At 37.5% G+C, this 14,671-nt stretch carries 16 protein-coding genes; 6 read left to right on the plus strand and 10 right to left on the minus strand.

What is annotated here, in order from left to right:
• The first annotated feature begins 135 nt into the window (after positions 1–135).
• From RE471_RS07740 to RE471_RS07765, 6 genes are all read left to right on the plus strand, one after another.
• A complete protein-coding gene (locus RE471_RS07740) occupies positions 136–387 on the plus strand; it encodes a hypothetical protein (protein ID WP_309214268.1) in 252 nt (83 codons plus the stop codon).
• Positions 388–518: 131 nt separating this feature from the next.
• A complete protein-coding gene (locus tag RE471_RS07745; RefSeq protein WP_309214269.1) occupies positions 519–788 on the plus strand; it encodes a transposase in 270 nt (89 codons plus the stop codon).
• Between the two features lie 19 nt (positions 789–807).
• Positions 808–1,056 carry a hypothetical protein gene (locus RE471_RS07750; protein ID WP_309214270.1) on the plus strand — a complete coding sequence of 83 codons (249 nt, stop codon included), beginning with the start codon at positions 808–810 and terminating at the stop codon, positions 1,054–1,056.
• Entirely contained in the window at positions 989–1,735 is a 747-nt protein-coding gene (locus RE471_RS07755; RefSeq protein WP_309214271.1) for a DDE-type integrase/transposase/recombinase, read from the plus strand. The genes RE471_RS07750 and RE471_RS07755 overlap by 68 nt, the downstream gene beginning before the upstream one ends.
• Positions 1,736–1,823: 88 nt before the next feature.
• Positions 1,824–1,988: a hypothetical protein gene (locus tag RE471_RS07760; RefSeq protein ID WP_309214272.1), complete on the plus strand. Its 165-nt coding sequence runs from the start codon at positions 1,824–1,826 to the stop codon at positions 1,986–1,988.
• Positions 1,989–2,072: 84 nt separating this feature from the next.
• Complete coding sequence (locus tag RE471_RS07765; RefSeq protein ID WP_309214274.1) at positions 2,073–5,144, plus strand: S41 family peptidase; 3,072 nt, start codon at positions 2,073–2,075, stop codon at positions 5,142–5,144.
• 85 nt (positions 5,145–5,229) lie between these two features.
• Here RE471_RS07765 and RE471_RS07770 read toward each other — a convergent pair whose 3' ends face one another.
• The 10 genes from RE471_RS07770 to RE471_RS07815 form a co-directional block, all read right to left on the minus strand.
• On the minus strand, positions 5,230–6,117 hold the full coding sequence (locus RE471_RS07770; protein ID WP_309214275.1) for a DDE-type integrase/transposase/recombinase: 888 nt from the start codon (positions 6,115–6,117) through the stop codon (positions 5,230–5,232).
• 143 nt (positions 6,118–6,260) lie between these two features.
• A complete protein-coding gene (locus RE471_RS07775; RefSeq protein ID WP_309214276.1) occupies positions 6,261–6,557 on the minus strand; it encodes a transposase in 297 nt (98 codons plus the stop codon).
• Between the two features lie 4 nt (positions 6,558–6,561).
• Positions 6,562–6,690 carry a hypothetical protein gene (locus RE471_RS07780; protein WP_309214277.1) on the minus strand — a complete coding sequence of 43 codons (129 nt, stop codon included), beginning with the start codon at positions 6,688–6,690 and terminating at the stop codon, positions 6,562–6,564.
• 43 nt (positions 6,691–6,733) lie between these two features.
• The gene (locus RE471_RS07785) at positions 6,734–7,132 is read right to left on the minus strand and encodes a transposase (protein WP_309214278.1); all 399 of its coding nucleotides are present in this window, start codon (positions 7,130–7,132) and stop codon (positions 6,734–6,736) included.
• A gap of 10 nt (positions 7,133–7,142) precedes the next feature.
• Entirely contained in the window at positions 7,143–7,358 is a 216-nt protein-coding gene (locus RE471_RS07790) for a transposase (RefSeq protein ID WP_309214279.1), read from the minus strand.
• A 527-nt stretch (positions 7,359–7,885) separates the two neighbouring features.
• A complete protein-coding gene (locus tag RE471_RS07795; RefSeq protein ID WP_309214280.1) occupies positions 7,886–8,092 on the minus strand; it encodes a hypothetical protein in 207 nt (68 codons plus the stop codon).
• A gap of 11 nt (positions 8,093–8,103) precedes the next feature.
• On the minus strand, positions 8,104–9,783 hold the full coding sequence (locus tag RE471_RS07800; protein ID WP_309214281.1) for an AMP-binding protein: 1,680 nt from the start codon (positions 9,781–9,783) through the stop codon (positions 8,104–8,106).
• Between the two features lie 91 nt (positions 9,784–9,874).
• On the minus strand, positions 9,875–11,674 hold the full coding sequence (locus RE471_RS07805; protein ID WP_309214282.1) for an amino acid permease: 1,800 nt from the start codon (positions 11,672–11,674) through the stop codon (positions 9,875–9,877).
• A gap of 76 nt (positions 11,675–11,750) precedes the next feature.
• Positions 11,751–13,019, minus strand: coding sequence for a diaminopimelate decarboxylase (gene lysA / locus RE471_RS07810; protein ID WP_309214284.1), 1,269 nt, complete (start codon positions 13,017–13,019; stop codon positions 11,751–11,753).
• 72 nt (positions 13,020–13,091) lie between these two features.
• Positions 13,092–14,582 carry an ABC transporter substrate-binding protein gene (locus tag RE471_RS07815; RefSeq protein ID WP_309214285.1) on the minus strand — a complete coding sequence of 497 codons (1,491 nt, stop codon included), beginning with the start codon at positions 14,580–14,582 and terminating at the stop codon, positions 13,092–13,094.
• Between the last annotated feature and the right edge of the window lie 89 nt (positions 14,583–14,671).

Below are 14,671 nucleotides of genomic sequence, written 5' to 3' on the forward strand. Positions count from 1 at the left end.
ACCCAGTTCAGGAGGAGAAACGTGTTTTAGCTCCATGGCTGAAGCTATCAATGCACATCGAATACCAGTAATTCATTGCCTCGCCCTACTATTACTCATCCATTGCTGTTTATAATCATATTGCACCTTCTTCCCATGGAGATGATAAAGTCCATGAGAGTAATCCATCCAGATCCTGCTGTTCTTCTAATAAGATTAAGAAGAACCCACATATTATACAGCAGGATTGAGAGGTGGAAGAGGAAATGCCTTACACCCATATCAGGTGAATGTGTCTTCTCCTTTGCATCCTTCTTCTCCAGGTGGCCGTTCTCTATTCCCCACCTCTCCCGGTATATCTCTGCTATTTCCCTTACATTGTCTTCATTTACATTTATAGCTGTGTAAAAGGAGAAGTAGTGCCTCTTCCTGTCAGGATAATATACTATATAAAGTGGTTATGGATAGTTTAAACTTATACACATCTAAAGAGATATATAATGAATAATTTATATAAATATATAAGGGGGGCAATCTAAATGCCTGGAAGAATATGGAGTAGTGAGGAGAATTACAGTATTATAATGGAATCATTCCAGAATCCTGATATTACCATATCAGAGATATGCAGGAACCATGGAATAGCAGTTTCAATGTTCTATAAATGGAAGGATCAGTTCTTAGAAGGAGGAAGAAAGGGATTAGAGGGAAAGGACCCTGATAAAGCATTAATTAAAGAGAATGAGGAGCTAAAGGCAATAATAGGTGAAATGACCATAGCAAATATAATTTTAAAAAAAATTACATGAGGAGGAAAAGGTGAGTTCAGTGGATGAAATGGATAATAATGGAATAAAAATAAAAAATGCATGTTATTATTCTGGAATAAATAGAATAACATACTGTTACAGGAAGAAGCATGAAAGCATTGAAGACAGCAGATATATAACAAGGATTGACAGCAGCATTATTAGTAAAATAATAGAGCTATGCAGGGAAAGAGTAACCTATGGCTATAACAGGATATACATTATTAAGGAATTCTGGCACAAGAATAGCCAAGAAGACCGTGTATAAGATAATGAAAAATAATAATCTAACCTTGCCAGTGCATAGCCATAAGAATAGAAGGGAACTGAAGCTGTTAAGAGCCGACAGGCCTAAAATGCTCATAGAAACAGATATAACATATATTCCAACAAACAATGGAATGGCATATTTAATGTGCATAAAGGATGTGTTCTCTAAAGAATGGTATGGCTATAGCTATAATACATCATGCACTTCGAGGGATGCAATAAATGCCATGGATGATTCCATTATGCGGAAGTTCAATGGTATAATACCAGAGAATATTACATTAAGAACAGATAATGGTCCACAGTATATCTCTAGGGAATTCAATAATTATTTGAAAACAATGGGGATTAACCATGAATACATAGAAAGGGAAACACCTGAGGAGAATGGAGATATTGAATCATTCCATAATTCAAAAAAGACAGATTATATATGGATCAATGAAATCAATAATTTCAATGATGGCAAGGAAATAATAGAGAATGCATTCCATGATTATAACAGTATAAGGCCCCATTCCACATTAGATTACTATTCACCATTGCAGTTTCTTGACAAATGGAACAATGACAGCAGCTTCAGGGAGTATTACAGAGCATTCTTAAAGAATTTAAAGGATGGCTACAGAAGGAGAAAGCATAATTATTATAGGAGGTCGATGCTCAATGTCTCATGAAATGGAAAGATTTTTGTTTAAGAATCACTATCCAACATCAATATTAAATAGCACTAATAGATTAAACAATAGATAATAAGGTGATTTAATGGATGAATATAAAAAGAAAGAACAGGAGGAGATGAAGCAGCAGGAAAAGTATCTTAAAGATAGAAAAAAGATTTTATTAAGTGAGGAACAAGAAAATTCAGCAGAAAATGCTGCAGACGCGGAGGAGAAGTCTGGTGGTGGGGCATTTGAACATACATCTTGATATCATGTACACACTTTATAAATTTTAATTACAATAAATTGTGCCAGCCGTATCATTTTATATATTTATTACAAATACATAAGAATGTACAGATATCTAATGTATCCTGACATTAAGGATGATATGATAGTCTTTGTGAATGATAACGATCTTTGGTCTTATAATCTGACAACGAAAGTACCTGAAAGACTGACAAATAATCTAGGTATAGTCACATTTCCAAGGATCAGCCCCGATAAAAAATTAGTGTACTTTAGGTTGATGACTGGAAAATCAGCTGATAATTCCGATATATATTCAGTTGAACTTGATTCTGGGAAACTTAGACGAATTACATATGTTTTCGGCAAAAGCGTGAGTAGGAGAATGTACACATCTATTGCTGGTTTTGACGATGAGAATAAATTAATTGTATCTACAGATGCCTATTATCCTTTCGGAACTCCCATGCTTTATAGAGTGGAAAACGGTAATTTATATGCGTTGAATTTGGGACCTGCTCTGAACATCATATACAACGATGACAATATATTTCTAGGCAGGAATACAATAGATATGCCACATTGGAAGCATTATAGAGGAGGCACACGTGGGAAGATACTTTCCGGGAAAAAAGGGAATTTCAAAATATTAGTTGACCTAGAATCCAACGTAAATTCACCTATGATATACAATGATAAATTATGTTTTATTTCTGATCACGAGGGATCAGGAAATATCTATTCCATGTCAACCGAAGGAAAACTGATAAAAATAACTGATTTCGGAGATTACTATGTTAGAAATGCAAATTCTGATGGGAAAAGCATAATTTTTCAGAAAGCCGGTTCATTGTTTTTAATACGTGATGGTAATGTATCAGAACTCAATATTGAAATAAATATACCTTCGGTCAATACTGAGATGAGGATGTTAAAAGCTGTAGACTATTTAACAGGATATGATTTGAATTATTCCGGTGAAATGATGGCTTTAACAGCACGTGGCCAGGTTATCTATACCGGTATAAAAGGCGGTCCGATAGTAACTGTAAGCCCTTTGAAAAACCAGATAGCAAAAATATCAAGAAATGACTTAATCATTTACAGATACTCTGAAAATGAGAATTTGATTTTAATATACGGTTTAAACAATGAAATCATAAAGAGCTTCAATTTTGATAAAGGAATTGTTGTAAATATGAAAGTCTCTCCAGATGGCAAAAAAATTGCAATTTCTAACAACAGATTTGAGTTATTTATATTGGCTCTGGATAACGACAAAATAGAAAAAATCGATGAAAGCCAATCTGATACCTTGGTTGATTGTTCATGGTCCAACGATTCAAGGCTTCTGGCATATTCGTTCCCGGAATCGGCTTATTTCGGATACAATGGTAGCAGTTATATAAAAATATATGACAGTGTAGATAAAAAGTTATACAGATGTACCACATCAGGTTCGGTAGACTTCAAGCCGGTTTTTAGCATGGACGATAATTATTTGTATTACCTATCAAAGAGATCACTTGATCCTGTCATGGATCAGCTTGTTTTTAACTTAGGATACCCTGCTATAACAAAACCATATGCATTATCGTTGAAAGGAAACAGCATGCCGATTTTTTCAGATATCCCAGAAGATCTTGCCAAAAAAGTGGAAGATAAATATTTACTTAATGATATAGTTAGATTTAGCCAGGTATTTCCTGTGGAAGCTATGGATTATGTTGATATTTACCCTGTTGATGGTGGTGTACTTTTACTTCATATGCCTGTTGAAGGAGCCATGAAAAGTTATTTATTCAACAATGGAGAAAAATCTGGGCAATTACAGTTGTTCAGCTTTAAAACCAATAAAGCCGAATCATATGAGGAGGGTACTGTTAGCTTCTGCGTCTCTGGAAATGGTAAATATCTTATGATTAGAAAACCAGGGAATAAATTTCTAAAAAGAGAAATAAGCACGAAAAAGGATGAGGACATAAATATAGATAGGCTGAAGCTGACAGTTAACCCCAAGGAAGAGTGGAAGAATATGCTATACGATGCTTATAAACTCATAAATGAAAATTTCTGGAGTAAGGAAAAGCTCAGAATGATGGGCGATGAACCTTATATTAAATATAAAAAACTCCTAGATAAGGTGAGCTGCAGATTTGAACTTTCAGATATTTTGCGTGAAATGCAGGGCGAATATGGCACTTCCCATTCCTATGAGATCGGAGGAGATTTATCTGAAGTTGAATCAAAAACAATAGGGAAACTTGGCATAGATTACACCTACGAGGGTGGAAAGTATATAATAAAGAAAATATATAGTGGTGATTTATCTAATGAAAATGAGAAATCCCCGTTGCTTTATACTGATATTAAAGAAAATGATATTTTAAAATCCATAAATGGTATAGAACTGAACGAGGATTATAATCCTGACAGGGCATTATTAAACCATTCAGAGGAAATTATAAGGATAGAAATTCAGAGAAATAATAACATAAAAAGTTATTTTGTAAAAACCCTGAGTGATGAAAAATATTTGAGATACCGCAATTTCGTTGAAACTAATAGAGAATATGTGCATAGAATTACAGGGGAGAAGGTGGGCTACATACATATTCCTGATATGGGTATGAATGGTTATAACGAATTTTTCCGGCTTTACGACCGTGAATCCAACAGAGAAGCATTAATTGTTGACTTAAGATTCAATGGTGGTGGCTTTGTTTCACAGCTCCTCTTGGAAAAAATTGCCAGAAGAAGAATAGGATATGACGTGCCAAGGCGTGGGATTATTACACCCTATCCTGTTGATTCGGTTGATGGACCACTGGTTGCACTCACAAATGAATACGCTGGGTCCGATGGCGACATAGGAACTCATGTATTCAAACTCATGCATCTTGGTAAAGTTATAGGCACCAGAACATGGGGCGGGGTTGTCGGAATAAATCCTAAAATTAAGCTGCTAGACGGAACGATTGTAACACAGCCACAGTTTGCAACGTGGTTCTCCGACGTTAAATATGGCCTGGAAAACTATGGAACCGATCCTGATATAAATGTTGAGTATATGCCACAGGATTTCCTTAAAAATAAGGACCCACAGTTAGAAAAAGGCATTGAACTTGCGCTGGAGGAAATTAAGACATACACAAAACTTAATTTGGACAAGTAAATGCTATTGATAAAACTTTAACCCATCTAAGTTGTACTAATTATAATGCTTTTGCATTTATCCTGTAATTAGTTCCCATATATATCTATTGTTCCTTAACATTTAACTTACCTCCCTTTTCTTCATATGCCATGGCAGGTGTTACAACCGGCCTTCCATCTATGGATAATGACATATGCCTTCTCCTATAATTATAGTAATATATTACCTCCTCCCAGGTGGAGAAGTATGGCTTCAATGGCTTTACTGTACCATTCAACCTCTCTAACTTCCCATTGGTCTGTGGATGATCCACCCTTCCTAATATATGCTTTATATTGTTATTATCAAGGTATTCCTGGAACTTATTATGGTCTCCATGTATACCATTCTTTCCATTTGAAAAGAACTGTGTACCATGGTCTGTTAATATTTCTAATGATTTACCGTATAACCCTATTGCATGCACCAGTGTTTCTACTGTATTGCCTATTGTTTCCTCTTCATATATTCTAAATCCCACTATGAACCTTGAAGCATCATCCTCTATGATGATTAGCCTCTCTTTATCACTGTAATTAGACCAGTCAATATGCCACAGTGTATTGCTGTGCTTCCTCTCATGCTTTACATACTTCCTCTGCTTTTTCCTGTTAATACTCTGGTCTACCATATTATATTTCAACAATACCCTGTATATAATATTGTGGGATACTTTAATTCCTGATTCCATAAGGCAGTTCTCTATTGCCATAGGCCCTGACAGTGGATGGGTATTTCTTATACCTATTATGAGTTCCTCAGTATATTCATCTATAACCTTTGTCTTCCTTCCAGGACTGTATAACTCTGTTTTACCGTAGTTGATGTAATTGTAATAGATCTTATTGATATATCCTGTACTTACCCTGTATATTGCTGCTAATTCAGCAGATGATACTCCTTTCTTTTTCTGATTTATTATGTATTTTAATTTCTTATTGTTTAACTTCACCCTGGGTTGAGCATTTCTATCTATATTTAAGTGGTCTTTAAAGAGTATATCATATTAATTTTACTATTTTCTATTTATTTTACTTTATTGCCATAGCTTAAGCTAATGCTATTGCAAATCACGAATAGATTATTATAGAAGTTTTAATTTCTTGCTTCAGGATCCTTAAATTCCTGATTGTTCTTCAATACGGAATATATGATATTCAATAATTTATTGGAACAGGATATTATTAGTTCGTTTCCACTCATTCCTGCTTCCTTTTTACGGCAATAATACCTCTTGACAACAGGATTAAACCTTATTGCTGATATAGTTGAAAGGTATAATGTATGCCTTATTATAGAATTGCCACTCTTAGATATGTGTGATGATGTATTATATCTGCCTGATTGTTTAGTTACAGGGACCACTCCTGTATATGCCCTTAATTTTACCACACTATCAAACGTTTATATCACCTATATTTGATAAAATAACTGAACCTGTTATTATTCCTATTCCAGACATTGTCTTTATCTTTGAATCTATATTATTGTATATACCTTCCATTATTGCTAATGTTTCATTCAACTGTTTGTTCAATAATGCAATTGCATCAATATTTATTTTTATATCATATTTTTACTGCATTGCTGTTATTGCCTGATATGCTCAGTATTGCATTCTTTCCTGTATCTATGTACTTTATTTTATAATTGCCATTCTTTATATTATCAATATTGCTTATTATTTCATTAAGGTACTTTGCATTTATATCTATTATTGATGGCATTCCCGGATACAGTAAATCTAAATCCCTGATTAAGGCATTCTTAACTGCTGTTATCTTCTTATTTATCCTGAAATATGTATTTGCATATTCCTTTAATTCAGGATAATTAAACATATTAACAGTATTATTCCCTGATATTATAGGATACCTTGCTATAGCTTCTGAATCTATTTTATCGGTCTTGTTCTTCCTTATTCTTGATTTCTTTATTATTTTTGTCTCTATTGAGTTTAACAGCAAAGGATTAAAGTTATGGCCAATTAAAAAGCTTGTATAAATTTAAATGGTATATGTTAGTTGATTCCATTCCTATCCTTGCATTGCCATAGTTTCCTATAATGTTTAACATCTCATTAAAGCCATTACTGTTGTTTGATATAATGCCAGACCTTATCCTGTTTAAATCACTGTCTATAATGCAGTAATCAAACTTTCTCTTGGCTATGTCTATTCCAATATATATCATATATTCTCTCCTGACCTGTTATATCCTTCCATATTCTTAGCAGTCTTGCTTATTATCAGTGTATTAAACACAATATATCATATCAGCATACATGAATATGAAAAGGGTAAATACAGACTATTTATAGTGGATTAAACCACAAGGAACTCACAGTACTCCCTGATCATGGCCATAATGGAGTTATGGTTAAAATCATTATACAAGGAACTCAATTCGGGATAAAATACATTTATCCTGAAAATAACTTCGATTTATAGTTATTTTTTAGAATTAGAATCTCCTTTATAGCCCTGAAACATTCACCTATTGTCTTTAAAATCCTTCCAAACAGTTTCCCTGATGGTCTGGTCATAATGGACAGGAGGGTATAGGCCACCTAGTGATCCTCGCGTGTATAAGCGACAATTCACTATCCCGTACCTGGTACTCTCCCAAACATAAAGCCTTTGAATCCATATGAAAGTTTTCTATTGACCATCTTATGCTCCATGCATTTATCATTTCTTTACCTGAAAGATAGTCTGATGCTATGAATTTCTCCTTTTATTATCAGGATTGTAGAGAATTATAAGGTTGACAGGATTTCCATTGGATAAATATACTGTAAACTCCCTCTGAAGCGGGAACTCCCTTAAAGTATCAGAATCCATTTCATGCATGAGGAATGTTGATTCAATAATCTCATCCATGTTGTAAAACAAATCACTGTTCTTCATTGTCATTCTATTTTCCATTGAGTACCTTTTCAAAGCCTGAACTCATGATCCACTGCCACATTGTTATTCCTTCTTTCCTGCTCTATTTCCCTGAGCTCATGGCGCTTTATCTTTCCACTGATTGTTTTGGGAAGTTCCTCAGTAAATTCTATGATCCTTGGCTGTTTATAGTATGGCAGGAATGATTTTACAGTTTCATGTATGTATTTTGCTGTTTCAATATCCGGGTTGTATCCCTCTTTCAGGACAATGAAGGCTTTTATTTTTTCATATTTCATCGGGTCAGGGACACCTATGACAGCAGATTCAAGAACAGCTTCATTTTTTATTATGGCACTTTCAACCTCAAATGGGCCAACACGGTAATCGGAGGTTTTTATGACATCATCCGATCTGCTCACAAAGTAATAATAGCCCTGGGCATCCCTGTAGGCCCGGTCACCAGTGAGGTAATAATTATTAATAAATACCTGGCTGTTTTTATCGCTGTCTGAGTAGCCCAGGAAAAGACCGAATGTGCCCCTGTAATCTTTCACTGCCATGTTGCCTATGGTATCCGGTTCAGTTATTTCATTCATTTCATCGTCAACCAGGGCTATGTTATAGGAGCCAAGTGGAAGCCCCATGGAACCGGGAATTAATTTATTTCCTGAGAGGTTTGCCAGCATTGCGGTAGATTCGCTCTGCCCGTAGAAATCCCTTATTAAGGTTCCGTATCGATTCTTCCATCTGTTGATGATCTCCCCATTTAATGGTTCTCCTGCACTGACAGTCTCCCTGAGATTGCCCAGTGAGACATCTACGTCCTTTAGGGAAAGGAACTGCCTCCATGCTGTGGGAGGTGCACAGAAGGAGTTTACATTGTATTTGTATATGAGCCTCAGATATGCGGCTGAATCCAGCCTCCCTGAATAATCTATGGAAAGCACTGTTGCACCGGCGCATAGCGGCGCAAAGAATGAACTCCAGGCAAATTTTGCCCATCCAGGGGAACTGAGATTGCAGTGTATGTAATCGCTTTTTATTCCGATAGCTGTTAGGGTGCTCAGCTGCCCCAGTGGATACAATATCGCACTGTGCCTTACTGCCTTGGGCATTCCAGTAGTACCGGAGGTGAAATATTTTACGAATATGTCTTCAGTGGAAAGCCTTTCTCCCTCAGCATCCGGTGGCATTTTATCAACATCTTCAAAGCTATTCCACCCCTTTCTATGCCCTACAATAATGAGGAGTGGTTTCCCCTTAAGTGACTTTTCCAGCTTTGAGGCACTGTTCTCATCTGAGATTATTACATCCGGAGGGTCCTGTGAGAAACGGAAATTCAGTTCATACTCAGTCAGGTTCGGTGCGGTAGGTATAACAGTATAGCCTGCCTTCAATGCATCCATCATGACAGTCCACTGTTCCGGTACAGGCCCTGCCATTATGTATATGTTAGAGCCTTTCTTTATTCCATTAGACCGAAGAAAGTTAATGAATTTATTATAATTCTTTACGAATTCCCTGTAGGAAATTCTTTTCTCCATTCCTGTGGTGGTGTTTACATATATAACTGCATCTTTCTCCAGTTTAGCGAAAAGCTGCTCAAAAACATCTGTAACAAAATTTATGTCAGTGCTTCCTTCCATGGTTTTCAGGTTGCCCAGCATCTGATTTTTCACGGCTGTGTCAGAATTTATAAATTCACGGTAAAAATCCAGAAATTCCATAAAAATATAAGAATAAAATGCTTATAAATGTTGCTTTTTCCCTAAATATATATAAATCACATCAAAATAATAATAAATTATTAAAGAAAATTTATTCGTCGGTAACCCCACCTGTTGCCTGGTACTCCTTCAGCTTATCGGTGTGGTATCCGGTATTTATTGCAATGAAATATATTGCAAGGCTCATTATTGCAAATATGATATAATCGTAGGGATAGGGTATTATATTTATTCCAAGGGAGCCGTAATAGGACATTGTGCCCAGCAGGATGCTGTATACCACAACCCATATTGAGGCCCTTAAATGCAGCAATGCTTTCCCGCCTGATAACCTGTACAGCACAAGTGGAGTAACTATAATTACAGCAGAAAATACAGCGAAGTACTCAAAGAATGGAAGGAGGGAAAGTGCATATACAATGCCTATGAGTATGAAGATTATCCAGTATACCAGTGAGAAAAGAGATGCTGTTTTAAGTGAAATCCCGAATGTTTTCCTGCCATAGTTGCTCAGGATGAATATGGGAAATCCCCCATCCACTATTAAAAGAAGAAGGGAGACTATGCTCCATCCTGAGAAGTATACCAGCAAAGAGGCAATAACAAATCCCAGGGGGGCCATTACTGTGAGAAATGGCGTTTTATAAGGCCTCTCCATATCAGGCGCCGTCTTTCTCAGTGAGGTATTTGTAATTCCCGCAGCCAGATATGCAAATACAGTGAACGATGAGTTTATTCCAACAAGGGCATACCAGCTGGGGAATGGAAGCAGGAACATTGCACCTATTATGAAGGTTACCACCAGGGATATCCATGGTGTCCTGAACCGGGGATGTATCCTTCCGAAGAAATCAGGTATATAGTTCATCCTGGCCATGCCGAAAAGGGACCTTGCCGATGAACCTACATAAACCCCCAGGGTTGCTGCAGATGATATTACCGCAACTATAATCAGGAATATAGAAAATCCCACAAGGAGATAAACATTGGTTGAATTGAACGCATAATAAAATGGGTTTGCAGACCATGTTGAGGAAAGAAGGGCGCTCCAGTCGCCAACAGGAACTCCTGCGGCTTTCCAGTTTATGGCACCTATAAAGGCTATCTGAAGCAGTATGTACGTTGCCATGGCCGCAAGCATGGCTCCTATCATGCCAAGGGGCACAGACCTTTTGGGATTTTTGGTTTCTCCTGCATAATCAAGCCCCTGCCTGAAACCCTCATATGAGAATATTACGCCTGCAGGCACCATAGCAGCGAATATGGAGGATGAACCATACGGAAGGAATCCGTGAGGCAGTGCAAAGAAGTTCTTTGCGTGGAATATGAAGGCAAATACGAATATTATTGTAAGGATAATTGCTGCCATCTTAAACCATGTCATGATAGCGTTGGATTTTCCGAATATATTGACACCTACGTACTGGATTATAATAAATATGGCAAGGAGGGCCAGTGCGAGGCCAACGCCTGCTGGTGTCAGGAGTGATATGGTTGAATTGTATATTCCCGGTATATAGCTGCTCAGGAACCCTGTCAGTGCAGCTGCCTCAACCGGTGGTGTTGCTATTGCCCCGATCATATAAGCCCATCCAAGGTAGAAATTGCTGACCGGGCCGTGGGAAAACTCATTGAAACGTACCAGCGAGCCACTGTATGGGAAAAGTGTGCCCAGCTCGCTGAATACCAGTGCAAGTATAATGAAAAATACACCTGCAACAACCCATGTGAGTATGGCTCCAGGCCCTGCATATGCTGGGCCGGCCAGAACCCCGAGAAGCCACCCGGACCCCACCATTCCACTGAAGCTGATAAGAAATATATCCACAGAGGATAATGATTTCTTCAATTTCTGATTTGCATTGCTATTGGAAACCTCTGAATTATTCATTTTGACCTTAATTAAATTATACGTATATAAATGTGTTTATACGAAATACGAATTAAAATGTAAACTGCATTGATGTTTACATCAGGAATCCATGGAGCATGGTGTCCAGCGTGCTGTGTTTTCTTATGAGTTTATCCTTCCCTCGCTCTATGGCAACCTCTGCTGGGCTGCCCAGAAGGTTGTAGTTGGATGCCATAGAAGAGACGTAGGCACCGGCATTTAGTATTATTGCCAGGTCACCTATATGTGCCTCTGGAAGTAAAATATCATGTGTAAGATAATCTGTGTTCTCACATACCTGTCCCACAACATCGAATATGGTATTGTAATCCTGATCACTGTATCCGGATATCTTAATCTCATGATGGGCCCCGTATAGCGGTATCCTGATCATTGTGTTCATGCCTGTATCCAGGCCAATGATTCTGTGATCAGAGTTTTTCATAGATGTTATTTCAGAAATGAGTATGGCCGCATCAGAGATTATGTACCTCCCTGGTTCAATTATAAGGTCGGAACCCTTAAAATATCCTCTATTCCTGTATTTTAAGAAATTATCTTTTATGTAACCGGCAGTTTTATCAATATCCAGGGGTTCAGTATACAAATTATATGGTACGCCGAATCCACCCCCTATGTCGAGAAAGGAAAATTCAATTCCAAGGGAATCTGATATCTTCGTTGCAATTGAAAAAAATCTTTCGGTGGATTCCTTAAAAAATTCAGGGTCAAGGACATTGGATCCTGTCATCATATGAATGCCGAATCTTTTCGCACCGTATTTTCTTGCAGATGCATATGCCTTAATTGCATCTTCCGGAGAAATTCCAAATTTTACATTATGTCCTGCTGTTGTAATTCCGGCAAATTCTCCCATGCCAATGCCGGGATTTATCCTGAAGGAAACAGTTTCAGGCAGGCTATCCTTTATGAGCTGCATTTGCCCCTCGTGGTCGAAGTTTATGGCTATATTTAATTTTGATAGCTCCAGAAGTTCTCTTCCGGAGAGATTGTTGGGCGTGGCTATAATGTCTGATGCATGAGACCCTAGCTGAATAGCAAGTTTTGCCTCATTTAGGTTTGCCGCATCTATCCCCACGCTATTTTTAATTATTCTGGAAACTATGTATGGATTGTAATTTGCCTTTACTGCGTAATGAATTTTAATCTGGGAATTTAAGAAGGCATATTTCAATCTTGATATATTATCCTGCAATCTTTTCATGCTATAAGCAATCATCGGCGTTCCGTATTTTTTAGCTAAATATGTTACTGGTATATCAGAGTAAAAATCATATTTAGGGGACAGTTCTGGATAATTTGATGATAAAGTCATACTCTGCATAAAGTTATAATCAAAATAAATCTATCTATAAAAATTTGAATAATACTATTTAAAATATTTTAAAAATAAAAATTAAAATTTGGGAGCCATATCGGTTATGGCCATCTCTATGTTTGCCACCAGTGTGTATATGCTCATAAAGCCCACAGAGCTGGTAAGCTTTCCGCTAACGGTCATCATATTGTAGAAGTATGATGAGGTTATGGAGTTGAATACAAATCCATGTACATCTGGAGCTACAAAGAATACATCGTTGGGCATTGGGACCCACATATATGCGTACTGATCGTATGTTAAATTCTGAACATTGTACATATCATGTTGCTGTACTGTTGTATTTACGAAATCAAGATAGGTAAATATGTGATTTAATGTTGTATTGTTTACCCATGCATCATTACCTCCAAATGCTCCTCCGTCAGCTGTATCATATACAGGTATTAACTGTTGTCCTATTGGGTCTGGATAATCAGGTAACCAACCAAGGTCTACAAAATGAGGCGTTGCTGATGCGTTTGTCCATCCACTTACAGTTGATTCAGTCACACCTGTTGTTGTAAACGCTAAACCTATTTTCGCAAAAGAATCAACTGCAATAGTCAGTTCGGATGTCTCTACAGTATTGAAAGGCGATATACCAGTTAAGTGGAATGTGTGTGTAAGAGCCGTACCTGATGTATCACCTATTTTCGTGCCGTTGGGTAGTTTAACATAGAAATGCATTTCATTTCCTGCCAATGTCAAGTTCTGTACAGCCGCTGTTAAATTCTGTGTTGGTAGTGGATAATGATTTGGATTATAATATGCTGTTCCATATACTGGTGATAATGGGCCAAGCTCCTCATAAGCCTCTGGTGTGCCGTTATAGTTATTGTCATATACGGCAAGCTCAGCCGAATAGTTCAGTGCATCATACAGTGCCTCCCTGAAATGGGTGTTATTTGTATATGCATCATGCACGTTCATTGATATGTAGAAGTTTCCTACTGTTTTATATGACTTCACGAGTGAGCTATTCCTGTCAGCTGCTATGTGGTAACCATCTATCATCTGCTTGAACGATGTTGGGGCTATTGTGGATATCTGTGATATCCCCCTGTCGAAGTCTTCCAGCCTGTCAGCATGAGATAGTCCGTACTTTATTACCACTGTCTTTATGTGTGCAGGCTGTGCTATTGCAGGAACGCTGCTGTTATGGCCATCTACCCAGTAGTTGGGGTTTGCCTTCAGCACTATGGTTGAGAAACCTTTTCCAACGCTGGATATTATATATGGCCCGGAACCTATTACGCCGTTTGCATCAAGGTATGAGTTTGTAGTATTGTATGTAACCCCGCCGTGTGCATCCACGTAGCTGGGTTCCACTATGTCTCCCCACCATCCTGCTATATCCTGCAGGAGGTAAGCATATGGAACCATGGTGTTTATTGATACATTGTCCTTTGAGTTGACAACAAGTGCCTGCCCCGGATATGACATTACCTTCATTTCAGTTGCATTGTAATTGAAATGTGATAGTATATTGTCAAGGTCCATGGCTGCTGTCTTGTACTGCTGGGACATATTGCCTGTTATTTTATAGCCTGCTGATTCCAGTGCAGGTATTGTTCCATTGGGAAGGGCTATTCCTATGCTTGTGTTTGCATAGCATG

The organism is Ferroplasma sp., from assembly GCF_031200575.1.
In the GTDB taxonomy this organism is placed as follows: Archaea; Thermoplasmatota; Thermoplasmata; order Thermoplasmatales; family Thermoplasmataceae; genus Ferroplasma.

What these genes read in the sequence shown, in the direction of transcription:
- RE471_RS07740 (WP_309214268.1), top strand. Translation starts at nt 136, where the DNA reads ATGGAGATGATAAAGTCCATGAGAGTAATCCATCCAGATCCTGCTGTT.
- RE471_RS07745 (WP_309214269.1), top strand. Translation starts at nt 519, where the DNA reads ATGCCTGGAAGAATATGGAGTAGTGAGGAGAATTACAGTATTATAATG.
- RE471_RS07755 (WP_309214271.1), top strand. Translation starts at nt 989, where the DNA reads ATGGCTATAACAGGATATACATTATTAAGGAATTCTGGCACAAGAATA.
- RE471_RS07760 (WP_309214272.1), top strand. Translation starts at nt 1,824, where the DNA reads ATGGATGAATATAAAAAGAAAGAACAGGAGGAGATGAAGCAGCAGGAA.
- RE471_RS07765 (WP_309214274.1), top strand. Translation starts at nt 2,073, where the DNA reads ATGTACAGATATCTAATGTATCCTGACATTAAGGATGATATGATAGTC.
- RE471_RS07790 (WP_309214279.1), bottom strand. Translation starts at nt 7,358, where the DNA reads ATGATATATATTGGAATAGACATAGCCAAGAGAAAGTTTGATTACTGC.
- RE471_RS07795 (WP_309214280.1), bottom strand. Translation starts at nt 8,092, where the DNA reads ATGGAAAATAGAATGACAATGAAGAACAGTGATTTGTTTTACAACATG.
- RE471_RS07800 (WP_309214281.1), bottom strand. Translation starts at nt 9,783, where the DNA reads ATGGAATTTCTGGATTTTTACCGTGAATTTATAAATTCTGACACAGCC.
- RE471_RS07805 (WP_309214282.1), bottom strand. Translation starts at nt 11,674, where the DNA reads ATGAATAATTCAGAGGTTTCCAATAGCAATGCAAATCAGAAATTGAAG.
- lysA (WP_309214284.1), bottom strand. Translation starts at nt 13,019, where the DNA reads ATGCAGAGTATGACTTTATCATCAAATTATCCAGAACTGTCCCCTAAA.
- RE471_RS07815 (WP_309214285.1), bottom strand. Translation starts at nt 14,582, where the DNA reads ATGTCCCAGCAGTACAAGACAGCAGCCATGGACCTTGACAATATACTA.